The organism is Candidatus Acidiferrales bacterium (assembly GCA_035934015.1).
In the GTDB taxonomy this organism is placed as follows: domain Bacteria; phylum Acidobacteriota; class Terriglobia; order Acidiferrales; family UBA7541; genus DAHUXN01.
In genome coordinates this window covers 229917-255386 of the sequence record DASYYH010000006.1, presented here as the reverse complement: position 1 = coordinate 255386, position 25470 = coordinate 229917, and the positions used below count along the sequence as shown (strand labels likewise).

Annotated in this window: 17 protein-coding genes; 10 read left to right on the top strand and 7 right to left on the bottom strand. The window is 58.2% G+C overall.

The window, feature by feature from the left end; all coding sequences use genetic code 11:
• Nucleotides 1-34 precede the first annotated feature (34 nt).
• A complete protein-coding gene (locus VGR81_03520; GenBank protein HEV2288002.1) occupies nt 35-1957 on the top strand; it encodes a beta-L-arabinofuranosidase domain-containing protein in 1923 nt (640 codons plus the stop codon).
• Nucleotide 1958: 1 nt separating this feature from the next.
• Here VGR81_03520 and VGR81_03515 read toward each other — a convergent pair whose 3' ends face one another.
• The 5 genes from VGR81_03515 to VGR81_03495 are packed head-to-tail and all read right to left on the bottom strand — an operon-like array spanning nt 1959 to nt 7985.
• On the bottom strand, nt 1959-2105 hold the full coding sequence (locus VGR81_03515) for a hypothetical protein (protein ID HEV2288001.1): 147 nt from the start codon (nt 2103-2105) through the stop codon (nt 1959-1961).
• Between the two features lie 19 nt (nt 2106-2124).
• Nucleotides 2125-3651, bottom strand: coding sequence for a sodium:solute symporter family protein (locus tag VGR81_03510; protein ID HEV2288000.1), 1527 nt, complete (start codon nt 3649-3651; stop codon nt 2125-2127).
• Complete coding sequence (locus VGR81_03505; GenBank protein ID HEV2287999.1) at nt 3648-5738, bottom strand: hypothetical protein; 2091 nt, start codon at nt 5736-5738, stop codon at nt 3648-3650. The genes VGR81_03510 and VGR81_03505 overlap by 4 nt, the downstream gene beginning before the upstream one ends.
• A 22-nt stretch (nt 5739-5760) precedes the next feature.
• Nucleotides 5761-7071, bottom strand: a complete 1311-nt coding sequence (locus VGR81_03500; GenBank protein HEV2287998.1) for a galactokinase family protein — start codon at nt 7069-7071, stop codon at nt 5761-5763.
• Between the two features lie 32 nt (nt 7072-7103).
• Nucleotides 7104-7985, bottom strand: coding sequence for a nucleotidyltransferase family protein (locus VGR81_03495; protein HEV2287997.1), 882 nt, complete (start codon nt 7983-7985; stop codon nt 7104-7106).
• Between the two features lie 142 nt (nt 7986-8127).
• On the opposite strand from VGR81_03495, the gene VGR81_03490 reads away from it, so the two are divergent.
• From VGR81_03490 to VGR81_03455, 8 genes are all read left to right on the top strand, one after another.
• Entirely contained in the window at nt 8128-9963 is a 1836-nt protein-coding gene (locus VGR81_03490; GenBank protein ID HEV2287996.1) for a beta-galactosidase, read from the top strand.
• A gap of 46 nt (nt 9964-10009) precedes the next feature.
• Nucleotides 10010-11623 (top strand): sodium:solute symporter family protein, encoded by a 1614-nt coding sequence (locus tag VGR81_03485; GenBank protein HEV2287995.1) that lies wholly within the window; start codon nt 10010-10012, stop codon nt 11621-11623.
• A complete protein-coding gene (locus VGR81_03480) occupies nt 11620-11847 on the top strand; it encodes a hypothetical protein (protein ID HEV2287994.1) in 228 nt (75 codons plus the stop codon). The genes VGR81_03485 and VGR81_03480 overlap by 4 nt, the downstream gene beginning before the upstream one ends.
• Nucleotides 11844-13001, top strand: a complete 1158-nt coding sequence (gene galK / locus VGR81_03475; GenBank protein HEV2287993.1) for a galactokinase — start codon at nt 11844-11846, stop codon at nt 12999-13001. The genes VGR81_03480 and galK overlap by 4 nt, the downstream gene beginning before the upstream one ends.
• Nucleotides 13002-13216: 215 nt before the next feature.
• On the top strand, nt 13217-14323 hold the full coding sequence (locus tag VGR81_03470; protein HEV2287992.1) for a DUF481 domain-containing protein: 1107 nt from the start codon (nt 13217-13219) through the stop codon (nt 14321-14323).
• Nucleotides 14324-14486: 163 nt separating this feature from the next.
• Entirely contained in the window at nt 14487-17672 is a 3186-nt protein-coding gene (locus tag VGR81_03465) for a hypothetical protein (GenBank protein HEV2287991.1), read from the top strand.
• A gap of 121 nt (nt 17673-17793) precedes the next feature.
• Nucleotides 17794-18270: a (2Fe-2S)-binding protein gene (locus VGR81_03460; protein ID HEV2287990.1), complete on the top strand. Its 477-nt coding sequence runs from the start codon at nt 17794-17796 to the stop codon at nt 18268-18270.
• Nucleotides 18270-20438, top strand: a complete 2169-nt coding sequence (locus tag VGR81_03455; protein ID HEV2287989.1) for a molybdopterin cofactor-binding domain-containing protein — start codon at nt 18270-18272, stop codon at nt 20436-20438. The genes VGR81_03460 and VGR81_03455 overlap by 1 nt, the downstream gene beginning before the upstream one ends.
• Before the next feature lie 18 nt (nt 20439-20456).
• Here the strand turns inward: VGR81_03455 and VGR81_03450 are convergent, their stop codons facing one another.
• Nucleotides 20457-21146: a DNA alkylation repair protein gene (locus VGR81_03450; GenBank protein HEV2287988.1), complete on the bottom strand. Its 690-nt coding sequence runs from the start codon at nt 21144-21146 to the stop codon at nt 20457-20459.
• 78 nt (nt 21147-21224) lie between these two features.
• Nucleotides 21225-24329: a hypothetical protein gene (locus tag VGR81_03445; protein ID HEV2287987.1), complete on the bottom strand. Its 3105-nt coding sequence runs from the start codon at nt 24327-24329 to the stop codon at nt 21225-21227.
• 254 nt (nt 24330-24583) lie between these two features.
• Here VGR81_03445 and VGR81_03440 point away from each other — a divergent pair, with 254 nt between their 5' ends.
• Nucleotides 24584-25459, top strand: a complete 876-nt coding sequence (locus VGR81_03440) for an SAM-dependent methyltransferase (GenBank protein HEV2287986.1) — start codon at nt 24584-24586, stop codon at nt 25457-25459.
• Nucleotides 25460-25470 lie beyond the last annotated feature (11 nt).

The window sequence follows — 25470 nt, the reverse complement described above, 5'->3', positions numbered from 1 at the left end:
TTGTTTTTCGAGGAGGAAGTTTCTTTGGGGCGCGATGGCGACGGCAGGAGCGGGATTGCTTCCGAAATCCCTCGCAGGCTTGTCGCGAGGTGAATACCAGGCGCAGACGTCTTCAGCCCATAATCGCTCAGGCATTCCGGACAGAATTCCAGGTGAAATCAAGCCGTTCGACATGGCCCAAGTGCGCCTGCTCGACGGTCCCTTCCGCAACGCAATGGAAATCAATCGCAATTATCTTCATTCCGTTCCCTCCGACCGCTTGTTGCCCATGTTTCTGGTGACGGCTGGACTTCCTTCGACAGCAGAGCCTCTCGGTGGCTGGGAAAAGCCGGACTGCGAACTGCGCGGACATTTTGCGGGAGGCCATTATCTTTCCGCCTGCGCGCAGATGTATGCGAGCACGGGCGACGAGGACTTGAAGGCAAAAGCCAGCGCCATGGTCGAGCAGCTCGCGCGCTGCCAAAAGGCGCTCAAGACTGGTTATCTCAGCGCGTTTCCCGAGGAAGAATTCGACCGGCTGCGCAACGGACAAAAGGTCTGGGCGCCGTTTTACACCATTCACAAAATCATGGCCGGCCATTTGGATATGTATCAGCACTGCGGCAACGAACAGGCGTTGGAAGTGGCCGAAGGAATGGCGCAGTGGGTCGGATTGTGGGTGAAACCGCTCAGCGATGAGCAGATGCAACGCATTCTGGAAGTGGAACAGGGAGGGATGCTGGAAGTTCTCTGCAATCTATATGCCGTGACGGGTAAAGGGGAGTATCTCTACACAGCGCGGCGGTTCGATCACAAAGATGTTTTTGATCCGCTGGCGGAATATCGCGATGAGCTGAAGGGCCTGCACACAAATACGAATATTCCGAAGATCATTGGCGTCGCGCGGCGATACGAACTCGCCGGCGACGCGCGCGACCACAATATTGCCTCCTATTTCTGGCAGGAAGTCGGGAACCGGCGAACGTATTGCACGGGCGGGACGAGCGACGACGAGCACTGGACATCGGATCCCGGCGATTTATCGAAAACGCTGAACAAGTGGGACGAGGAATGCTGCTGCGGGTACAACATGCTGAAGCTCACCCGGCACATCTTCGGCTGGACGGGCGATCCGCGCGCCATGGACTACTACGAACGGACGCTCTTCAACAGCCGACTGGGAACGCAGGACGCGGATGGAATGAAGAGCTATTTCCTGCCGCTTGGTTCGGGGTTCTGGAAGTATTACAACACGCGCTACGACTCGTTCTGGTGCTGCACGGGAACGGGCGCGGAAGAATATTCCAAATTCGGCGACTCGATTTATTTTCATGACGAGCACGGGATTTACGTCAATTTGTTCATTGCCTCGGAATTGAACTGGCCGGAGAAGGGCGTGCGGCTGCGTCAGGAAACGAAATTTCCCGAAGAAGAAAAGACGGTACTGATCTTCGATGCAAAAGAGCCGGTGGAGATGGCACTGAACTTGCGAATTCCCTATTGGGCCACGCGTGGCGGAACAATCAAGGTGAATGGCGAGGCGCTGCCGATTTTTTCGAATCCCAGCAGCTATCTGAACGTGAATCGAGTGTGGAAGAGCGGTGACCGCGTGGAATTGGCCATGCCGATGAGTTTGCGCACAGAGGCGCTTCCGGGAGATGAGACGCGCCAGGCGGTGATGTACGGCCCTCTGGTGCTTGGAGGACGGCTCGGCTCGGAAGGCGTGACGAAGGAGCTCATGTATTCGGGATACGACAGCACGCCGGATGAGCATCCCGGCGAGGCACCGACCATCCAACCCGCTTCGAAAGATGTGACGTCTTGGGTGGAACCCGCGCCGGGACAGCCGCTGCGTTTTCGCACGAAGGGACAGGCGAACGAAACGGCGCTGATTCCCTTCTATCAAATCGCAGGCGAAAAATACGTGGTCTATTGGAAGACACAAACCCGAGAGGACCGATTCGGGGACGCCGGCTGAGTCAGCGCTGAAGATTTTGGCGGCGAAGCTGGCGGAGCATCTCGCGAAGATCCGGACCGCCCTTGACAATCACGACGAGGGTAATCAGCGCAAACGCTCCTCCGGCGACGATCAGGCAAGCCGTCCAAAACAATTCCCAGTATTTCATTGCGATTCCTCGCAAGGCTTCATGGTGTCACTTCCTCGATTTGTTTTCCTGCCAGCAGGATCGCTTGCGATGGCGGAGTGGCGCGCCCCGCCAGAGAGCCAACGATAAAGCCGCATGCAGCGAGACTGAAGGATACAAAACCGGTCACGTTTTCGTTCCAATGAAGGAAAAAGAACGGAACGATGGCGCCCGCCGCTCCGAGAATCATCGCGAGGTAGCCCGCCAGAATGTTGGCGCGTTTCCAGTAAAGTCCGCCGACCACAGAAATGAGTCCGCCGGCTAAAAATATCGTGCCGGTGATGTTCAAATAGAGATAAACAGCGCCGGGCGGTGTGTAATAGAGACCCCAGAACATCAGAAACAAGCTGACAAAAAGATTGGCGATGCGATTGACGAGGAGCTGGGCACGCGATCCGAGCGGCTTTTTCCCGAGCATGGCCCGCAGCGGGAGAACGACATCCTGCGAAATCACGGCGCTCCAGCCAAGAAGATAAGAGCTATTGACGGACATGGTGGCGGCGAGCATGCCGGCGACGACGATGCCGCGCACGCCGGGGCCCAGAATTTGCGCCAGCATGGCGGGCATGGCGTCGATGGGAGCCATCGCGTGGCCGTGAATCATTGGCAAAGGAACGCCCTTGTCGAGAGCGCCTGTGCCGAAGAGAGTAAGCGCCGCGATGCCCCACAGCATGGGCAGCATGCCACGGCCGAGAAATATGAAGCCGGTCCAGGTCATAACACGCTTGGAAGTCTTCGGATCGCGAGCCGAGAAGATGCGCATGGCCGTCGTTTGCCAGCAGGTGACGATGGACAGCCACAGCAGAATTTGCCAGATGAGAAACGTCCAGCCGAATTTGGGGCTGGCAAGCGGGCTGAAGCCGGCGTTGCCCATCGTCGCAGCGACTTTGTGGACGATGTTGTGCCATCCGGCAAAATGCACGGCATAGATCGTGACGAGAATTGTGGCGATGGAGAGCAGCGCGTATTGCAGAAAATCCGTGATGACCACGGAGACCATTCCGCCGACGACGGTGTAGAGAAGCTCAAGAAGAAGAATCCCGGTCATCACGGCGACGAGATAACGCGCGGGAATACCGCTGACGATGGTCAGGAATTCGCCTTCGATTTTCAAAAACACGCCCATGTTGAGGATTCCGCCCAGCGCGACCAGAATTCCGGTGACGAGACGGAGGCCGCGGCTGTAGCGAATCTCGAAAAATTCCGGCACGGTCATCAATTTGAGCTGGCGGAAACGGCTGATAATGAAGCCTGTGCGGCCGACGAAAATCATCACTACGCCGGAAATCAGCGCGGCGGCAAACGAAGCGAAGCCGAAGCGATAACCAAGCTCGCCGTTGTACATATAGGTGATCGTGCCGATTTCCGTGGCGGCGAGCGTGGCGATGCCGACATAGAGGCCCAATTCACGGCCGGCGACGAGATATTGCGAAACGTCGCCGAGGTAGCGCTTGCCGACGAGACCGATAGAGACCGAGCCGACAAGATAACCGATGACGATGAGCCAGTCGGCGGCCGTGAAAGTCATCGCGGAGCGGCTTCCAGTGTGAGGACTTCGAAAGGTCGCAATGTGAATGTGTGCGGCTGCCCAGCGCGAAGATTTATATCCGTGACACCCGCGTCGTTTTTCCAGGGGCTGCGCGCGACATAATTTTCGGCAGCGGCGGACGGCAGCTCGAACGCGGATTGCACGTCGAGTTCAAACACTTGCGGCGCTTTATCCGGATTGCGGAGCGTGACAATTCCGCCGCGAGACGACCACGACGCCCAGCCGTAAACCTTCAGATGCGACGGATCGCCACCGACCCAGTGTGTGTCGACGAGAATATCGGCGTTGCGGCGCGACCAGCGCGCGGCTTCGGCGAGCGTATTCCAGTCGGAAATGGAAAGCAGAGAATGCGTAACGTACATTTCCTGAAGCTGCGTTCCCGTGCCGAAGTAGGAACGGATTTCAGCGGGAAAATCATGGCCCGGATCGTCGCTCAGTTTTTCGGCGTGGCGCGCGTAGATCAGGCCGTGAAGCATCAAGGAATTCAACGGATAAAGCGGGCCGCGGCGAACCACGTATTCGTGCGTCGCGGAATCGCGATACGTGATCCATTGCTGGCGATTCGAGCCGACGCCTGCAAAGGAATGATCGTCGCCATCGCGCCAAATGGAATCGGCATAGCGCAGCCAGAAGGGCGAAGGATAGGTGCCCGTCGTGAGATTCACGTAAAGATCCGGCTCGGCGCGGCGCAAGTCACCGATCAGGTTGATCATAGCGCCAAGATCGCTATCGAATTCGCTGCCGGGATATACCGTGGACGCGTTGCCCGTGCCGTCGAATTTGAATTGATTGATGCCGTAGGTGCGGATCATTTCCAGGCAAACTTCGCGGAAGCGCTTGAAATAATTAGGCCCGGAAAGCACGAAGCCGCCGGAGTTTTCCTCATAGCCTTGTTGCTTGCCATATTCCAGGCGCTCCTTGCGCGGGCCGTCGTAACCTCCCCATGGCGAAAGCCAAATGCCCGGCGCCGCATGATATTTCTGCGCTGCTTCCTTGACCGGAGCGAAGCCATTCGGAAAACCCGAATTGAAATTCCAGAGCGATTTGTGATTGTCCCAGCCGTCATCGAAGAGGAAAGAATCGAGCGTTACATTGCGCTTCACGTGCAGCTCTTCGCCGAAGGCGCGAATCACGTCCAACGCCCCCGCTTGGTCATAAGGCGTGAAATAACCGAGATCGTACCAGGAGTTGTAATGCAGAAACGTGCGGTACGGATGAGCGCGCTCGCGTTCAACATAGCGCAAGAAATCGCGCCGAAGCTGGCCGGGAGCTGTTGTGCCAATTACGGATGAATAGGACGCGTCGCGGCCATGGACGAGCGGCAGCTGGCGATCGATGCTGCAAGACAAGCGAGTGCCCTCAACAGTACTCTGCGACAGCGGATGCTCGAAACCGAAAAACCAAGTCCCTGAGATGACGGGTGAGCCTTTGACGGTGCCTGCAACTTCAGCTTCGGGGACATCGATTTCCACCATCGTTACTTCGGCGATCGGCAAATTTTCTTTGAGCGAAGAAAATTGCACTTCCTGCCGGATGTAGTTCGATCCATCGCGAAGGATCGCACGCCAAACTGCGCGGAGCCGCTGCTGCGTATCCTCAAAAGAAGCCGTCACGGCGCGGCCGGGGATACGTTCCGACCAGCGAGCAGCGCGCGAATCCGCGGCCAGTTCTTCGACCTTCGGGGCACTAACCAGGCGCATAGCCGAGGAATGAATCTGCGAGCCATCGGCAAGGGCCAGCGAAAAGGCGGACTTCGGGCCTGCAATCGTCTGTCCGTTTCGCTCGTCTTTCATCTGGACGAGTTGTAAGCCGTCCGGCAAGATTTGCCATTGTGCCGTGAGCAGGCGATTGGTGAGCGAAATCTTGCCGCCATCGATCTGCGCCCGTAGAGCGTCTTGTTGATCGGATGAGTCTTGGAGGATCGCACCGAAAGGCGAATGGCCGAGAAAGGAAGCTGCCGGAAGGCTTGCCAGCAACAAAGCGCCGCGGCCAACAAATTCGCGGCGAGTCATGGCACGCAATAAATCTTGCTGCGTTGGATCCGGGACTTTTTTCGCGCGACGCACGAATCTCCTCAACAAACTAGCGTTAATCGAACTGAACTAAACCCGGGCCGGGACCGCTGACGAAAAAACGGCTGTCATCGGCCCGCTCCGGAAAGCGCTGATGATAATGCGCCGCCCATGCATTGCAAAACTCTTCTTCGCGACCGGAATCGACGAGCGCCCAGACGCTGCCTCCGAAACCCGCACCGAAAGCTGAGGCCGCCGCAGCACCAAAAGAACGGGCGGAACGAGCCAGTTCGATCGTTTCGGGAACCTGGTTCTTAAGGAGCGTTTCAGCGAGAAACTGAGAACGATCGACAAGCACGCCAAGGCGCGCAAAATCCCCACGAGCGAGAGCATCTCCGGCGGAAGGAATGATTCCGTTGCTCTCTTCGGCAAACTGAGTGACGCGATCCAGAAGCGCGCTAGCGGGGTAGTCGGCGTCCTTCGATCCGCTCAATATTTGACGAAGCTGATCGCTCGCCTCGGGATACGAAGATAAGACCGCAGCAAGCGAGGAATCGCTGCGACCGGTGGTGCGGCGCCAAAGGTCCATAATTCTTTCCGCGGCTTCTGAAGCGCGATTGTAGGCATCGCGCGCGTCGCCGGTCTTGTCAGCTTTCACGCCGCTGACTCCGATGACGAAGCGATGCCGCTCCGGCAGAGAAATTTCCCGCTCGAAATGTATCGGGCAAAAAGAATACTGACGCAAAAATCCCGCGCGCGAACACAGGATGGCAACGTGGTCTTCGCTTCCTCCATGCGTGCCCACGCCGCGAGTGCCGAGGAAGGCCTTGTAGCTCGCGCCGCTTTCGATGGCAGCGAGATAGCCGGCAAGGTCTTCTCGGGAGGAAATGGCGCGCAGGTAAGATTGCGTCTGCCACAGTTCATTTGCCTGTGCGAGAACGAAGAAGATCGCGACCATGAAAGCGCTGGAACTGCTCATGCCCGAGGCGCGAGGAAGATCACTGGCGAAGACAATGTCCGCGCCCACGCGCTTGCCTGGAAAGTCGCGCGCCAGCCGTCGCGCCACGGTCATCGGGAAATTCGACCAGTGCCCCGCGGTTGGTTCGATGGATGCGGTGAATTCGAAATCGACGGAGGAGGCGCGGCCAGCGTCGAAGATGCATATCTGCGCGTCATCGCGTGGCGCGGCCACGATGCAGATGCCGTGTTCGATGGCACACAGAAGACTGCGACCACCTGCATAGTCTGTGTGCTTTCCGAGAAATTCGAGGCGGCCGGGAATGAAAAAAGCGTAATGGAAACTGGCGCCTCCTTCGCGCATCCCTTGCAATTCCCGCAGCAACCTCGCGAAGAGCGCAGATTTTGCAGAAGATTCGACGGCGCTCATGCCAGAGCCGCGCAGCCGATCGTCAAATGCGCTCATAGCTCGACTCGAACATCAGCAAGGCGCTTCGCGACTTCGGCGATGTCGCCACGATAGGAAAGATCGAGAACGCCCGCGCGAAACGGAATCGTCTTGAAACGAAGGCCGAGCGACGCGAGGCCGTATTGCACAGCTTCCGGCAGCTCGAATTCGCCTCGCGCTGAGCGAGGGACTTCGCGGCAGGCGCGAAAAATCGCGGGACTGAATCGCCAGCAGTTCATGCTGATGAAGATTTCCCTGCTGGCGACGGCTTGGGGCATCTCATCGGGTTTCTCGATAATTCGCTTGAGATAACCCTTCGCGCTAATTTCCAGCAGCGCATAGCCGCGAATTCTATCGGAAGGAATATTGCTTTCTCGGAGCAGCCCTTCGCGCTCGAAAGCAGGAAGGCCCGGCTCGCCGAGGGCACGCAACGCCTGGAAAACTTCGACGGGATAATAATTATCGGAATTGAGAACAAGAAACGACTCGCCGGCCGTGAACGACTCCGCAGCAAGAAGAGCATTTGCCGTGCCCATCGGGTTCTCTTGAATCGCAAAACAGATGCGGACGCGGCGCGCAGGAATTGAAGCGTAATATTCGCGAATGGCGGTGTGTTCCGGCCCGACCACGAGGCACACTTCAGTGAAGCCCGCATCGGCAAGCGCAGCAAGGACGAAATCGAGAAACGGACGCCCAATCGGAATCATCGCTTTCATTCCTGCGTCAGCGGCACGAGCTTGCTCGTCGGCGAGATCCGCGGAGGAATCGGGGGAGCGCATTCGCTTGCCCAAACCGCGAGCGAGAATCACAGCCTTCGTAATTTCATTCGGCGCAGTGTTCACGATGGCGTGACCAGGCTCATTCGGTTCTCCAGCGAAAATGGCTCCTTGCTGCAAGAGGCGAGCGTCATTATCCTACAGCCAGCCCACATCGCCGGCGTTTCTTCATTGAGCGCAAAACCTGCGATGCTCGACGCGAATAAAGGTGGACAATGCACTCCCGGAAGCGATTTCGCGAGGAATGCGAGGAAACGAGCACGTGAGGTTCCTCTCTTTGATTGCTGCCGCTTTTGGGGTGATGGTTCTTCCTCTGTCGCTTCCGGCAGGGCCTCAGCAAGCACACTCCTTTCGCGTCGAAGGCGGCCGATTTGTGCTCGACGGGCGGCCGTTTCAGGTGATCTCCGGCGAAATGCATTATGCACGCATTCCGCGCGCTTACTGGCGCGATCGTCTCCAAAAAGCGCGGGCGATGGGATTGAATACGATTTCGACTTACGTTTTCTGGGATCTGCATGAGCGGAAGCCAGGTATTTACGATTTCAGCGGGCAACTCGACGTGGCGGAGTTCGTCCGCGAGGCACAGGAAGAAGGGCTCTACGTGATTTTGCGTGTGGGACCATACATCTGCTCGGAGTGGGATTTAGGCGGCCTGCCGTCGTGGCTGCTCGCGGATCCAAAGATGGAATTGCGAGGCCAACAGGAAAATTTTCTGCGGCCTGCCAGCGAATGGCTGGCACGGCTGGGCCAGGAGCTCGCGCCGCTGCAGATCACGCGCGGTGGGCCAATCATTGCCGTGCAGGTTGAAAATGAATACGGCTCATTCGGCGCCGATTCTGCCTATATGAGCCACATTCGCGATTTGATCTTCAAGGCGGGGTTTGATGGCGCGCTCCTCTACACGGCAGATGGCTCCCCCGAACTGCCGCATGGAACGCTCGCCGGTTTGCCGGCAGTTGTGAATTTCGGCCCAGGCGAGGCCGAATCGGCGTTTGCGGCGCTGAGCGCGTTCCGCCCGGGAACACCAATGATGAGCGGCGAATATTGGGACGGATGGTTCGACCACTGGGGCGCGGCACACAACGTGACGAATGCCCGGCGGCAAACGCAAGAACTGCAATGGATGCTGTCGCGCGGCTATTCCGTAAACCTGTATATGTTTGAAGGCGGAACTTCGTTTGGCTTTATGGCCGGAGCGAATTTCGAAAAAACTTACGAGCCCGATACCACGAGCTACGATTATGACGCACCATTGGACGAAGCTGGCCGGCCGACGCCAAAGTTTTTTGCGTTTCGAAATGTCGTTCGCCATTATCTTCGCGGAGCAAGCTTACCGCCTCTGCCCGCGCCGACTCCCATTATCGAAATCCCGAAATTCAAGCTCAACGATTCCTCTTCGCTCTGGGCGAATCTCAGCCAGCCGATCCAAAGCGAACGACCGGAGACAATGGAAGCCGTCGGGCAGGCATACGGCTATATTCTTTACCGCACACATATCAGGGGCTCCCGCCGTGGTGAATTGAAGATCACGGAAGTTCACGACTATGCTGAGGTTTTTGTAAATGGGCAACGCGCAGGGTCTCTGGATCGGCGATTGGGACAGGACCGCATTCCGGTCGAGCTTCCGGCCGCAAACAACACGCTCGACATCCTGGTGGAGAATCTCGGCAGGATCAATTTCGGGCCACATTTGCGCGACGATCGAAAAGGCATAACTGAGTCCGTTACGTTCGATGGACGCGAACTGACCGGATGGGAGATTTACCCGTTGCCGATGACGGATCTAACGTCCTTGCGATTCTCGAAAAGCTCCGTGCATGCGCCAGCGTTTTACCAAGGCACATTTGAGCTTGCCCGCACCGGCGATACGTTTCTCGACGTGCGCAACTTGGGCATGGGCGTGGTGTGGATCAACGGGCATAATCTGGGCCGCTTCTGGAACATCGGGCCGCAGCAAACGCTGTATGTTCCTGGCGTGTGGCTCATGAAGGGCAGAAATGAAGTGATTGTGTTTGATCTGAAGGATGATTCACGAGCTTGGCTGGCCGGACGCAAGAAACCGATTCTCAACAAGGTGCAACCCGAGTCACAAGAATGAACAATAAGGCAAATCACAATGCATAAGAGGATTCGTCTTTCCGTCCATGCATCTTGAATGGATTGATTACGCTGTCATCGCGATTTATTGCGCATTTGTGCTCGGCGTCGGATTCACACTCAAGAAATCCATGCGCACGAGTCTGGATTTTTTTCTCTCCGGCCGGCGAATTCCCGCGTGGATCACGGGACTTGCCTTCATTTCCGCAAACCTCGGCGCGCTTGAAGTCATGGGCATGGCCGCAAGCGGAGCCGAGTATGGGATGCTGACGAGCCACTTCTACTGGCTTGGCGCAATTCCGGCGATGATTTTTGTCGGGCTGTGCATGATGCCCTTTTATTACGGCAGCCGTGCGCGATCCGTGCCGGAGTATTTGCGCCTCCGCTTCGACGAAAAAACGCGCGCGTTCAACGCACTGACGTTTGCCGTGATGACCATCCTAGCCAGCGGCATCAATTTGTACGCCATGGCGCTGGTCTTCAAGCTGATGCTCGGATGGTCGATTCATGCCACGATTTTTCTTTCCGCAATCGTCGTCCTCATCTACACGTTCCTCGGCGGCTTAACTTCCTCGATTTACAACGAAGTATTGCAATTTTTTCTGATTGTCTTCGGCATCTTGCCGCTGGCTGTGCTGACGGTAACGAAAGCTGGCGGCTGGAGCGGCCTCGAAGCGCGCATGCCGCCGGGCTTCACGCACATGTGGTCAAACCTCGGGCAGGCGACGGCCAATCCGATGGGTGTTGATTGGTTTCAACTCGTCGCCGGCCTCGGATTCGTGCTGTCATTCGGATACTGGTGCACGGATTTTCTGGTTGTGCAGCGCGCTTTGGCGGCGCGCGACATGACTGCGGCGCAGAAAACGCCGCTGATTGCGGCGCTGCCAAAGATGTTTATTCCGTTTCTCGTAATCGTGCCGGGAATGGCGGCGTGGGTTCTGCTGCCAAGAGCGGCATTCCTGGTTCAGGGAAAAATCGATTACAACATGGCGCTGCCGCTTTTGCTCTCGCACTACTACCCGCCGGGAATGCTGGGCGTAGGAATCACGGCGCTGCTGGCGAGCTTCATGTCCGGAATGGCGGGCAACGTGACCGCGTTCAATACGGTATGGACATACGACATCTACCATTCCTATATCCGGCGCGACGCCAGCGACGCGCATTATCTGCGGATGGGGAAGATCGCGACCGTGGGCGGAGTCTTGCTCAGCGTCGCCGCGGCGTATGTGGCGCTGAGTTTTCACAACATCATGGACTATTTGCAGCTCATTTTTTCGTTTGTAAACGCGCCGCTGTTCGCGACATTTCTGCTGGGCATGTTTTGGAAGCGCACGACGCCCAATGGCGCGTTCTATGGCTTGGCGAGCGGAACCGCCGCGGCGGCATTGCATTACTTCGCGACGCTGCACGGTTGGTTTATTTATCGCAGCGAGATGGCTGCGAATTTTGACCGCGCGATTTACGCGTGGGTGGTGTGCTTCTTTGTGACGATTGGAATCAGCCTATTCACAAAACCGCGTCCCGAAGCCGAACTCGGCGGGCTTGTTTATTCGCTGACGAAGAAACAGAGCTACGAACACCTCGGATGGATACGCAGGCCTGCCACGCTGGCGGTGACGGTAGGTATCATTGTCGTCGCGCTGAATTGGATCTTTCGATGAAGGAATCCGGACCCGAGCTCGACATTCGCTGGCCCATCGGATTGCTCTTCGCGGCAATCGGTGCAGCTGTAGGAATTTACGGCATTTTTTCGAGCGCGCGTTCCGAGCTATGGACGCACGCGGTCAATATAAATCTCTGGTGGGGCGCGGCGATGCTGGCATTTGGTCTGGCCATGATATGGCGCGCCATTCGAGCCGGACGGCGAACGCGAAATCAGCGATGACTTCCCTCGATGGATTGCCAAAGAAATTCACGGAAATGTTTGCCGGCGACCCGCGCATCTTTCGCGCACCCGGCCGCGTAAATCTGATCGGCGAACACGTCGATTATAACGAAGGCCTGGTATTGCCCATCGCCATTGACCGCGATTGCTTTGTATGCGCGAGGCCGCGGAGCGACCGCCGGCTGCGAATCCATTCCGAGCAGATGAGGGAGACAATCGAGTGCGGTCTCGATGACCCTCGGCCCGGCCAGCATCACTGGAGCAACTACGTTCGCGGCGTGGCATGGGCTCTCGCAGAAACCGGGCGAGATATCGGCGGCGCGGACTTGCTGATTTCGAATGACGTCGCGATGGGCGCTGGGATCAGTTCTTCTGCGGCGCTCGAGGTCTCATGCGGCCTCGCATTTCTAGGAATTGCTAACGCCGAGATGGAGCCTGTTGCGCTGGCACAGGCGTGCCAGCGCGCGGAAGACGAATTCGTCGGAATGCACTGTGGAATCATGGATCAGCTCGCGGCATGTTGCGGCCGGCGCGGCCATGCCATGCTGATCGACTGCCGCACGCGCGAAATAGACATGGAGCCTCTCGACGAATCGGAAGTCTCTGTGGTGGTAGCTAATACGATGGGGAGGCACGCGCTCGCAGCATCGTCGGAATACAACCGCCGGCGCAAGGAATGCGATGAGGCTGTTGAGCGAATTCGCGCCGAACGGCCGGATGTGAGGGCGCTGCGCGATGTCTATTGGGAAGATATCGAACGAATGGCTCGCGAATGGCCACAGAGTATCCGCCGAAGGGCGCGGCACGTCACAACGGAAATTGAACGCGTGCGTGTAGCTGCACAGGCGCTGCGGAAACGCGATTTCGCCGCATTGGGCCGGCTCATCACGCAATCCCACAAGAGCCTTGATGAAGATTACGAAGTATCGTCTGCAGAATTGAACCTCATGGTAAAGCTTGCGGGCGAACTTCCCGGTTTTCTCGGCGGGCGCATGACTGGCGCGGGGTTCGGCGGATGTACGGTCAACCTCGTCCAGACAAACGCAGCTGCGGATTTCGCCAACGCGCTCGCGAAATCGTATAAAGACCGCAGCGGAATTCTCCCGGACGTTTATATGTGCCACGCCTCCAGCGGAGCCGCTGAAATCACTTGAAATTTGCTTGGGTAGACCCGCTCTACATAATTACGTCCACTGCCTTGGGGCGGTCCCGCTCGGGCGCCTGCTAGAAAGGCCGGCAAAGCCTGTTAACTCGCAAAACATCGTTTGGAGTGGTGAAAAATCACGCTATACTTTTCGGCACTGCGACGCATGATGGCTGGCCCGCCTCGTGAGGGGTAGATTCCCCTAAATTGAAAGGATGAAGCACAATGCGTAATTTGGTGAGGACGGCCGTGATTCTAGTGGCGCTGCTGTTTTCCATTCCCGCGTTTGCAGATCAGATCACACTCAAGAACGGCGACCACGTGACAGGAACGATCGTCAAATCAGACACAAAAACTCTGCTCATCAAGACGGATTACGCAGGGGACGTCAATGTGAATTGGCTTGATGTCGCTGGGATTCAGTCCAGCCAGGAACTTTACGTAGGACTGAGCAACAATCAAGTTGTCTCTGGAACCGTGTCTATGAGCGACGGAAAAATTCAGATTGAAACGAAGAATGAAGGCACGGTGGCGTCAGATAAGAACTCCGTGCAGTATATTCGCAATGACGCAGAGCAGGCCGCGGCGCTCGCCGTGATTTACCGGCTTCAGCATCCGCGCCTGACCGATTTCTGGGCCGGTTTTCTCGACGCTGGACTGAGCGCGACGCGCGGCAATTCGGATACGACGAGTCTGACATTCGACGGCACAGCGATTCGCACGACGGCGGCGGATAAAATCACTGTTGATTTCAATTCAATCCTGACCAAGAGCGCGAACATCGTTCCCGGCGTCACAACGACAACGGCCCACGCCATCACGGGCGACCTTCGCGGGGATTTCAACCTCAGCCCAAGGGCCTTCGCGTTTGCACAAACGCAATTTCAGTACGACGAGCTGGAAGATTTGAACCTGCGCAACGTGCTCGGCGGAGGAGGCGGATTTCACGTCCGTAAGACAGCCAGCACAGTTTTTGACGTCTACGGCGGCGGCGCCTTTGACCAGGCCTATTACACCTCGACGCTCGCAGCCACATTAGGACAGAACATCACGCAGAAAAGCGGCGAAGTGAACGTAGGCGAGATTATCACCTACAAGGCTTCCACCCGGACGTCGTTTGCCGAGCAGCTCGACTTTTGGCCCAATCTGTCTTATGGCGGCCAATACCGAATGACCTTCAACGGCTCGGCGGCCACGAAGATTAAAGGCTGGCTCGACTGGCAGGTTTCTCTCAACGACCGTTACGTCAGCAACCCGATTCCCGGCATCAAGACCAACGACTTCGTCTTGACGACGGGAATTCGCGTCACCTTCGGCAAAGGCGCGATCTGATTGATCCCGCGCTTCACGATCTTCCCAGCCGATCTCGCGCGCATGGCTGAAACCTCAGGCGGAAACGCAACCCCGACGTTTGACGTCTTCTCATAGGAGCATATCTGTGCGTGTTATATACTCGCGTGTTCGATACTGTTCGTTTTTTGAGGAGAAATCTACAGTGAGCCATAACCGCCGCGATTTTTATTTTCTTTCTGCATTTATTGCGTCGCTTGCCGTCCTTCTATTGGCCGCGCCGCGGCCGCTTGCCGCGCAAGAGATGAACCCGAATTTATTCAGCGGAATGCACTGGCGGCTGATCGGCCCATTCCGAGGCGGACGCGCCGTGGCGGTCACTGGCGTGCCTGGCAAGCCAGACGTCTTTTATTTCGGCGCTGTGGGCGGCGGCGTGTGGAAGTCGAGCAACGCGGGGCTTGTGTGGAATCCGATTTTTGACTCCGAGCACATCGCTTCGATTGGCGCGATTGCCGTCGCACCGTCGGATACGAACGTGATTTACGTCGGCTCCGGTGAACCGGACATGCGCTCCGATATTTCCTATGGCAATGGAATGTACAAATCCACGGATGGCGGCAAGACGTGGACGCACATCGGCCTGGAAGATACGCGGCAAATCGGCGACATCGTTGTCGACCCGCATGACGCAAATCTCGTCTACGTGGCCGCGATGGGACACTCTTACGGGCCGAATGGGGATCGCGGTGTTTTCCGCTCGACCGATGGCGGTGCAACGTGGAAGAAAATTCTCTTCAAGGATGAAAACACCGGCGCGATCGACCTCTCGCTCGATCCGGAGAGCCCGAAGACGATTTACGCGGCATTGTGGCAGACGCGCCGTCCGCCCTGGAATGTTTATCCGCCGTCGAATGGCCCCGGCAGCGGTCTTTATAAATCCACCGATGGCGGCGACAACTGGACGCAACTGACGAACGGACTGCCCACCGATGGGCTCGGCCGCATTGGAGTTGCCGTGGCGCCGTCGGATTCGAATCGCGTTTACGCCATTGTTGACGCCAAGGACGGCGGCCTCTACCGTTCCGATGATGCGGGCCAAACATGGAAGCTCGCGGACAATGAGCCGCGCATCTGGGGCCGCGGATGGTATTTCGGCGGCGTCACCGTCGATCCGAAAAACGAAAATGTCCTCTACGTTATGAACACCTCGACCTATCGCTCGACCGATGGCGGCCAAAGTTTCACAGCCATCAAAGGCGCGCCCGGCGGCGATGACTATCACACGCTTTGGATCGAGCCCGATGATCCGAATCGCATGATTCTTGGCTGCGATCAGGGTGTCATCGTAAGCGTCGACGATGCGCAGTCGTGGAGCTCGTGGTACAACCAGCCGACCGCGCAGTTTTATCACGTTGCTGTGGACAATCGGTTTCCGTATTGGGTTTATGGCGCGCAGCAGGATAGCGGCGCTTCGGGCACGACAAGCCGCAGCCGCCATCGCGGAATCAGTGCGCGCGACTGGTTGCCTCTCGGCGTCGGCGGCGAGAATGGCTACATCGCGCCGGATCCGCTCCATCCCGGCATTCTTTTCGGAGGCACGGTGACCAAGGAGAATGTTTTCACGGGCACAGCGCAGGACGTCGCCCCTGAGCTCGCCCATCCCGGCGATTACCGGCACACGTGGACGCAGCCGCTTGTTTTCTCGCCGGCTGACCCACACGCTCTCTATTTTGGCACGCAGGTTTTGTTCAAGACGACCGACGGCGGCCAGAGCTGGCAAATCATCAGCCCGGATTTGACTCGTTCCGCGCCGGGAATTCCTTCGAATCTCGATCCCGTCACGGTGAAAGATGTTGATGGCAACGGCTATCACGGCCTGATCTACACGATTTCCCCTTCGCCAATTAATAAAGACTTGATTTGGACCGGTACGGACGATGGCAACATTCAAGTCACTTCCGACGGCGGCGCAACCTGGCAGAACGTCACGCCCGCGCAGCTCACGGCGTGGAGCAAAGTGACGTTCATTGATGCGTCGCACTTCGATGCAAACGAAGCATTCGCAGCCATTGACCGCCATCGTCTCGACGACATCAAACCCTACATCTACGTGACGCACGACAGCGGAAAAACATGGCAGCTCATCGCCAGTGGGATTCCCGAAGGCAGTTACGTCAACGTGGTGCGCGAAGATCCTGTGCGCCGCGGCCTGCTCTTCGCCGGTACGGAAACGGGCGTCTATGTTTCGTTCAACGACGGCGCGCAATGGCAGCCCCTGAAATTGGATCTGCCCACGGTGCCGATTCGTGATATCGCATTTCACGACGCCGACCTCGTTGTTGCCACGCACGGTCGTTCATTCTGGATCCTCGACGACATCACCCCGTTGCGGCAGGCTTCCGGGCAGATCGCGAGTTCGGATGCGTACCTCTTCAAACCCGAGGTTGCCTGGCGCATGCATCCCGGCTCAGATGAAGGAACACCTTTGCCGGCGGAAATTTCCGCCGGTGAAAATCCTCCCAATGGCGCAATGATTGACTATTACCTGAAATCCGCGTCCACAAGCCCCATAACCCTCGAGATTTTCGACAGCAACAACCGGCTCGTGCGTCGCTACTCAAGCGCCGATAGAGTGCCGCCGATCAACCCGAAAACGCTGGACATTCCCGCGGCATGGGTGCATCCGGCCGAACCTCCTTCCGCCGAAGCCGGCATGCATCGCTTCGTTTGGGATTTGCACTATCCCGGTACGGGAGGAGGTCGCGGCGGAATGATGGCCGCGATGTTTGGATTCGGCGGCGGGCCGTGGGCGCTGCCGGGTGATTACACCGTGCGGCTCACCATGAATGGCCAGAGCTACACCCAACCTCTCACAGTAAAAATGGATCCTCGCGCGAACGTCTCGCAGGAGGATCTGCTAAAACAATTGGAACTCGCGCAGCAAATTTCGGCAAAGTCGGCGGAAGTGAACGCAGCCGCGAGGCTCGCGGCAGAGCTGCAGGAAAAGCTGAAGGCGCTCGGCCCGCAGGCCGCCTCGCGCAAGGAATTGGCCAGCAGCGTCGATGAATTGAGCGCGGAAGTCGCTTCCGTTTTGGGCAGACCGCCCGCTGGAGAATTGGCTGCGGGCATGCCTGTGCCGACGGACCGAACGACGCTTCGCTACGTTTCCGGCGCGCTCGGACAAGTGCAGCGCGCCGTCGAAAGCGATGACGCAGCACCTTCGTCCGACGCTTTCGCCGCCTTCGCGCAGGACGATCAGATCGCAGTCGCGGCGCTTGAAAAATGGCAAGCGATCGTTTCCACGAAACTGCCGGATCTGAACAAAGACCTGCACCGCGCGCACATCGAACCGATTGAACTTGAGATGTCGCGCCCGCGCAGGGAGGATTGATCTCGAAAGCAATTTGACGAGGCTCGCCCGACGCGCTCTTTTGTTTGACGCGAAGAAGTTCAGGGAACTAAAATAGCGTTTCTGCGGTACGGCGGGCGGGTACTTCCCGCGGAGGAACCGCATGGCCAGAGTTACGGAACTGAACGTCAATGGAACGCCCCACGCGCTCGACGTTGACGCCGACGCCACGCTCCTCAGTGTTCTGCGCGACCAGCTTGACCTCACCGGCACGAAATACGGCTGCGGCGAAGGCCAGTGCGCCGCATGCACGGTGCTGATCGACGGAAATCCGCGCCATTCCTGCCAGATACGCGTCGGCGCCGTCGGCAAGCATCACATCACCACAATCGAGGGCCTCGAAAAAAACGGCGTGCTGCACCCGGTGCAGCAGGCGTTCATCGATGCGGACGCCATGCAATGCGCTTACTGCACGTCGGGCATGATTTTGGGCGCCGTGGCCATGCTGAAAGTCCAGCCCAATCCTACCGAAGCGCAAATCGCCAATTACATGAACGGCCACATTTGCCGGTGCGGCGTTTATCAGCGGATTACGGAAGCGATTCAGCTCGCCGCCTCGCGCATGAAGGGGAACGCATAATGGCTCCGGACCAGAAGACCGCCGTGCCGATTGAGCCTGAACGCTACGAACTGCGCGGGCTTCCCGTGCACTTCTTCTCGATGGACCGCCGCAGCTTCATGAAGGCGATTGGCGGCGGCATCGCCATCCTGGCGGTTGCCAAGGATGCCCTGGCTCTGCAGGAATCCGGCCGCCGCATCGGCATGGAAGAAAAGATGCCGCGCGAAATCAGCGCATGGCTGCATATCGCGCCGGATGGCGGCGTCACCGTTTACACCGGCAAAGTGGAAATCGGCCAGAACATTCGCACGTCGCTGGCGCAGACCGTCGCGGACGAATTGCATGTGTCACTCGCGTCAATTCAAATGGTGATGGGCGACACGCAACTGACGCCATTCGACATGGGCACGTTCGGCAGCCGCACCACGCCGCAGATGGGCACGCAGCTTCGTTCCGTTGCGTGGGCTGCGCGAAGTGTGCTGGTGGGCCTCGCGGCGAAAAAGTGGACCGTCGATGCGGGTCAGCTGGTTGCTGAAAACGGCGCTGTCTCCGACCGTTCCGGTGGACGCTCGATTACGTACGGCGAGCTTGCGCAGGGCCAGGCTCTCGCGCAAGTGATGCCCACCGAAGACCCCGTGACTCCCGCCACCGAATGGAAAATCGCCGGCCAGCCGATTCACAAAATCGGCGCGCGCGATTTCGTCACTGGCCGGCACAAATACACTCCGGATTTGAAGTTGCCGGGAATGCTCTATGGCAAAGTCCTGCGGCCCAGTGCGTTTGGTGCGACTCTCACTTCTGTGGATCTGAGCGCGGCAAAGGCGATGCCCGGCGTTATCGCCGTGCGCGATGGGGATTTTGTCGGTGTTGCCGCGCCGGATGAATTGACGGCTGAGCGTGCGCTCGCGGCGATCAAAGCCGAATGGAACACGACTCCGCAATCATCAAGCAAAGAGCTTTTCGACTACTTGAAGAAAAACGCGGAAGAAAATCCCGCCGAAGAGAATCGCTATCGCCAGACGAAAGGCTCGATGAGCGATGGCCTAGCCGCGGCAGCGCACCGCCTCGAAGCGACATACACCATCGCCTACATCGCGCACTGTCCGCTCGAACCCCGCGCCGCTCTCGCCGACTGGAAAGATGGCAAAGTGACGGTCTGGACCGGCACGCAGCGGCCGTTTGCTGTTCGCGACGAAGTGGCTCAGGCGTTGCACATTTCGAACGACACTGCGCGTGTCATTGTCCCTGACACAGGCGCTGCCTATGGGGGAAAGCACACCGGCGAATGCGCGGTCGAGGCTGCCCGCCTCGCACAGGCTGCGGGCAAGCCCGTTCATCTGCTCTGGACGCGCGAAGAGGAATTCACGTGGGCGTACTTCCGGCCCGCGGGCGTCATCGAAATCAAGAGCGGCGTCGGTGCCAATGGCAAGCTCACGGCTTGGGAGTTTCACAACTACAATTCCGGCGCGGCCGCCATCGCCACGATGTACGAAGTCCCCAATCAAATCATCGAATTTCATCCCGTGAAGGCGCCGCTGCGCCAGGGTTCGTATCGTTCGCTCGCCGCTTGTGCGAATCATTTTGCACGCGAATCTCACATGGACGAACTGGCCCATGCCGCCGGCGTCGATCCGCTCGAATTTCGCATGAATAATCTTCAAGACGATAGATTGCGCGCTGTCTACCAGGCCGCCGCGGAGAAATTCGGCTGGCAAGGACGCAAGAAAGCGCCGGGGCGCGGCTTCGGAATCTCCGGCGGCATCGATAAAGGCGGCCACGTTGCGGCGTTCGCGGAAATCTCGATCAATCTCGCGACGGATGAAGTCCACATTGAGCGCGTTGTGGAAGGATGGGACTGCGGCGCCATCGTGAATCCGGACGGACTGAAAAACACCATCTCCGGCGCAGTCACCATGGGAATCGGCGGCGCGCTTTACGAAGCCATCGAATTCGATAATGGCCGCATATTGAATCCGCATTTTGCGCAGTATCGCGTGGCGCGATTCAAGGACGAACCCAGGATCGAAGTCGTGCTCATCGACCGCACGGATCAGCCGTCCTTCGGCGCTGGCGAAACGCCAATCGTGGGCCTTGCCCCTGCTGTCGCCAATGCAATTTTCGACGCAACCGGCCTGCGCATCCGCTCGATGCCCATGTTGCAAGACGGAAAGCTGCCGAAGCGAGGCTAGAAACGCCGTGAGAAGTCTTCAGTTGATTTTTCCTGCGAGGTAAGCGCGTCTTTTTTCCTGCGGGAAACGTTCGATCGCATAGCGCAGCATCGTGCGCGGCATTTCGCGATGATGCTTTTTGAGGAATTTTTCGAGCGCCTGTAAATTGCGCTTGCCCGCCTCGCGCAGCATCCACCCCGATGCTTTGTGGATCAGATCCTCTTCATCCTTCAAAAGCAGCCGCGCAATCTTCAGCGCGTCGTGCACTTGCCCTTGGCGGATGAACCACCACGTCGAAACCATGGCAATGCGCCGGTCCCAGAGACTCTTTGACCGCGCCAGCTCATAGATCGGCTTCTTGTCACGACGCAAAAGATAAGGGCCGGCGATGTAGGGAGCACTATCGTCTACGCCGTCCCATTCGTGAATGTACTTCCGGTTGCGCATGTAGAAATGGAAAATCGCGCCCTTCTTCCGTTCGTCTGCGCCGCGAAATTTCAGAACGAGAATCGCGTGCGCCAGCGAACGCTCCTCGTGAATTTTCGACTTCATCAAATCGCGCACGTCGCGCAGCGGCAATCCCTGAAATTCGCGAGCGACCTTCCGCATTTGTGGTGTTGTGACGCCCAAGAAAATATCGGTCGTGTCTTTGAAAAAACCGCGAAATGTGCGCGCTCTTTTCGAGTCAGCGCAGCGGCGAAGCGCCTTGCGGGCTTTTGCGAGAGTCATGCGATTGCGCAGCCGGCGAACAGTATTGCGGATGCAGGCCGCACGCCAAAAACGGCACGCGGCCCGAATCCATCCGCGCTATTTTTTCGCCGAGGTCTGGAGCTCTTTCCACTTCGTCAGCAGCGCTGTGAGCCGGGGCTCTAATGCGCTTGCCGCGGCTTCTTGCGTCGTTGTCGGCGCGGCATCGGCGCCATCAATCTGCGTATAGAGCTGCCCGAATTCCGCACTGAGCCGCGCGAAGCTATCGCTTCCTCCGCGCGCGCCGAAGAAACCGCCTCTCCCGCCTCCCGCGCCGGCGAGCTCTGCTGCTTGCTTGTCGAGTGCAGCAATCTGATTGCCGGATTGCTGCTTCAATCCTTCGCGGAACTTCTGGATCTCTTGCATCGCGTCGTACGCCTTATCCATGTTCGCCGCGAGCCGTTGCTCCATCTGCGATTGCGCCTCGAGCGCCTCTTGCGTCGCGTGCACGCGCGGATCTTCCCGCACTTCGATCGTTTGCGTGTAGGTTTGCGTGCCCACCGTAAGCATCATGGTGTACGTCCCCGGCGCCACGCGAGGCCCGAGCGGATAGCTCGGCGTGTCATGCGGCACCGCGGAAATCGGATAGTTGTGCGCGAGCGATTTCGGCGGCGTGTAATGCAAATCCCACACCCACCTGTGCATGCCTGCGGCGCTCGAAAGAATTCGCGGCCAGCGGACCCAGTAAGTCGGCACGCCGAGCGTTTTCTTCAGCTCGTCTTCGGTGAACGGCATCTTTTCGGCGCTCGAATAGAAGCGCACGAGTTTGTTCGCGTGGTCGTAAATTCCAATGGCGACTTTATCCGTCGCGGCGCTGCCGAGGTAATAGTCAATGATCGCTCCGTCGGGAGGATTCTGTCCGGCGGGGACTTCCGGCGGCAAGGGCGTGTCCGTGTTCGTATCCCGCCGATAACGATACGCCGGCGCCGGCGCGAAAAGATAGGCATTGGATTTCGCCATGCCGTCGCTCAATTGCCGCAGCGGCGTGATGTCGTCAAGAATCCAGAAGGAGCGTCCGTGCGTGGCCACGATCAAATCGCTATCGTGAATCCAAAGGTCGCGCATCGACGAATGCGGCAGATTCAACTGCAAGGATTGCCAGTGATCGCCGGCATCGAACGACACCCAAACCGCATTTTCCGTGCCTGCGAAAAGCAAATTCTTCCGCACGGGGTCTTCGCGCACGGTATTCACCGGCTCATTGTCCGGCAGCCCGTCGACGATCAGCTGCCAGTGCTTGCCGCCGTCGTCCGTGCGGTAAATGTAAGGCTTCATGTCGTTGATGCGGAAGCGGCTGACCGAAGCGAACGCCCCATTGACGTCGTAATGCGAGCCAACGATTTGCGTCACCTTGCTCCACGCGGTCATTTTCGGTGGCGTCACATTGTTCCATTTCTTCCCGCCGTCTCGCGTCACCCAGATATATCCGTCATCCGTGCCAGCCCAAATGGTTTTGATATCGACTGGCGACGGTCCGAGCGCATAAATCGCTCCGCGCGGCTGATCTGCACTCGGATCGTTTTTGTCCATGCCGCCGAGGCTCTCCGGTATCCCGGGAGCCTTGCGTGACAGATCCGGACTGATCGTCGTCCACGAATCGCCGCCATTGGTCGTTTTGAAAAGATAATTCGTCGCGTAGTACAGTACGTGCGGATCGATCGGAGAGAATATGATCGGCTCGGTGCGGTCCGCGCGATACTTGCCCGCACCCGCGCCCACCGGCGTCACTTTCTGCACTTGTCCGGTCACCCAATTGTATTTCGAAACTTCCGTTCGTCCCGCGCCATAAACGATGTCCGGGTTCAGCGGGTCGGGCGCAACGTAGCCATACTCGATCACGCCGACGGGGTGCCAGTCACGAAATGTGATTTCTCCGTCGTTGCCGCGGCTGGCAATGCCCACTGAACCGCTCTCTTGCTGGCCTCCATAGACGCGATAGGGATGCTGATTGTCCGTAATCACGTGATAGAACTGCGCGGTCGGCTCCGCATACCACGAATTGCTCCACGTTTTTCCGCCATTCACGCTCACCACCGCGCCCTGGTCGCTCGTCAGCAAAATAATGTTTGGATTGTTCGGGTTGATCCACATGTTCTGGTAATCGTCCCCGCCCGGCGCGCCCTTCAACGCGTTCCATGTCTTGCCGCCGTCGGTCGACTTCCACGTTACGGTGCTCGTTGAGTAGACGACATCCGGATTCTTCGGGTCGACGCGCAGAACCGCCAAATCGCCGCCGCCGATGCGGCCCTCTGGGCGTCGATCGTCGGTGATTTTTGTCCAGCTCGCTCCGGCATCATCGGAGCGATAGATATCGATGCCGCGGCCCACGGCGATAGCGGCGAAAATGCGGCTAGTATTGCTTGGCGCAATCGCCGTATGAATCTGGATAATCCCGTCGGGGAGTCCATTGCTTAACTGCGTCCAGGTCGCGCCGCCGTCGGTCGATTTGTATAGCCCGCTATTGGGGCCGTTGTATTCATTGCCGTCTTCCCACGGGCCAGAAACGCTGTCCCACAGCGAAGCGTAGGCGACATCCGGATTGGAAGGATCAATCTCAACGCTTCCGCCGCCGGTATAACCGTCGTCTTTGGAGAGCACTTTCTGCCAGGTTTGTCCGCCATCCGTCGTGCGGAAAATGCCGCGCTGCTCGCTCGGGCCGTAGGGATGGCCAACGACAGCAACCAGCACTTTATTGGGATCGCGCGGGTCGATTGCCAGCTCCGCGATTTGCTGCGCGTCATCGAGGCCCATGTGTGTCCACGTCTTTCCCGCATCCGTGGACTTGTAGACGCCGTTCCCTACCGAAAGGTCAGGGCGCTGCAAGCCTTCGCCGCTGCCGGCGTAAATCACGTTCGGGTCTGAGGGCGCCACTTCCAGCGCGCCGATCGATTGCGTCGGCTCCGCGTCGAAAATTGGCTTCCACGTCTCGCCGTAGTCCGTCGTCTTCCAAACGCCGCCATTCACCTGCGCGATATAGAAGACGTTTGGCTCGCTCGCCACGCCGGAAATAGCCTTCGTTCGCCCGCCGCGGAACGGACCAATCATCCGCCAGCGCATGTCCTGGTAAAGATTCATCGGGTATTGTTGCGCGCTGGCTGCGGGTGCCAGCGAACCGAGTATCCCAAAAAATAGAGCGATGAAAACGGTACGGCGAATTCCTATCATGTTTGCGCTCCTCACAGTGGGCGAAAAACATCCGAGGATAAATCATTCCGGGCGCTTCTGCCCAACAAATATTTTGCCGAATCGTGGGTTAGTTCGAATTTTCTGGACCGTAGCACAAAGAGTCGAAATGCAAACTGGCCCGCTGCATCCTGCCCGGACCGGCCTCGAACCCTACCTCAAACTTGCCCGCCGTCGTATCATTCCGCGTGCCAACCGACTAAAATAGCGAGGAGCATTCCCTGGGAGGCATCGGGGTGAGCGAATCGGCAAAGGGGCCAGTGATACGCGATATCTCGGACACGGCTCGCTGGGTCGCCTATTACCGCGCCCTGGAAACGGACCGCCCGGACGCTCTCTTCCGCGACCCCTATGCGCGCAAGCTCGCCGGCGAGCGCGGCGAGCAGATTGTCCGCTCTCTCCGCGGCGGCCTGCGCATGTCGTGGTCGATGATTGTGCGCACAGCTCTCATTGATGAAATGCTCCAGCGCACTCTCTCCTCCGAAGGCGTCGATCTGGTCCTCAACCTTGCCGCTGGACTCGATACGCGGCCATACCGCCTCCCGCTTCCCGCTGCTCTCCAGTGGGTCGAAGTGGACCTTCCCGAAATGATCGGTTACAAATCCGAAATGCTGGCGCAGGAGACGCCGCGATGTCGTCTGGAGCGCGTTTCTCTCGATTTATCTGATGAAGCAAAGAGGCGCGAGCTTTTCGCCCGCTTGGACGGAAATTGCCGCTGCGCTTTCGTCATCACCGAAGGATTGCTCTCGTACCTCGACGACGAGCAGGTCGCCGGCCTCACCCGCGATCTGCATGCCTGCGGCCATTTCCAGTTTTGGCTCACGGATCTCGCCTCGCCCAAAGTCCGCCAGGTAATGAACCGTTACTGGGGCAAGCAGCTCCGCGCGGCCAACGCGCCCATGAAATTTGCCCCCGAGGCGGGCGAAGAGTTCTTCCGTCCGCACGGATGGGAACCGGCCGAATTTCGCGGTTTTTTTCAGGCTTCGCGCGAGCTGAATCGCCCGATGCCCCGCGACTGGATGATTCGCCTCTGGGCCAAGCTCATGCCTCGCCGCACGGCAAAGATGATGAAGCTTTGGCGGACCGGTACAGTGCTTTTCCGGCGTGCTTGAGCCAGCAGAAA

Bases quoted from the DNA above. Each gene is read 5' to 3' on its own strand.
- VGR81_03520 (HEV2288002.1), top strand. From the start codon at position 35: ATGGCGACGGCAGGAGCGGGATTGCTTCCGAAATCCCTCGCAGGCTTG.
- VGR81_03515 (HEV2288001.1), bottom strand. From the start codon at position 2,105: ATGAAATACTGGGAATTGTTTTGGACGGCTTGCCTGATCGTCGCCGGA.
- VGR81_03510 (HEV2288000.1), bottom strand. From the start codon at position 3,651: ATGACTTTCACGGCCGCCGACTGGCTCATCGTCATCGGTTATCTTGTC.
- VGR81_03500 (HEV2287998.1), bottom strand. From the start codon at position 7,071: ATGAGCGCCGTCGAATCTTCTGCAAAATCTGCGCTCTTCGCGAGGTTG.
- VGR81_03485 (HEV2287995.1), top strand. From the start codon at position 10,010: ATGCATCTTGAATGGATTGATTACGCTGTCATCGCGATTTATTGCGCA.
- VGR81_03480 (HEV2287994.1), top strand. From the start codon at position 11,620: ATGAAGGAATCCGGACCCGAGCTCGACATTCGCTGGCCCATCGGATTG.
- galK (HEV2287993.1), top strand. From the start codon at position 11,844: ATGACTTCCCTCGATGGATTGCCAAAGAAATTCACGGAAATGTTTGCC.
- VGR81_03470 (HEV2287992.1), top strand. From the start codon at position 13,217: ATGCGTAATTTGGTGAGGACGGCCGTGATTCTAGTGGCGCTGCTGTTT.
- VGR81_03460 (HEV2287990.1), top strand. From the start codon at position 17,794: ATGGCCAGAGTTACGGAACTGAACGTCAATGGAACGCCCCACGCGCTC.
- VGR81_03455 (HEV2287989.1), top strand. From the start codon at position 18,270: ATGGCTCCGGACCAGAAGACCGCCGTGCCGATTGAGCCTGAACGCTAC.
- VGR81_03450 (HEV2287988.1), bottom strand. From the start codon at position 21,146: ATGACTCTCGCAAAAGCCCGCAAGGCGCTTCGCCGCTGCGCTGACTCG.
- VGR81_03445 (HEV2287987.1), bottom strand. From the start codon at position 24,329: ATGATAGGAATTCGCCGTACCGTTTTCATCGCTCTATTTTTTGGGATA.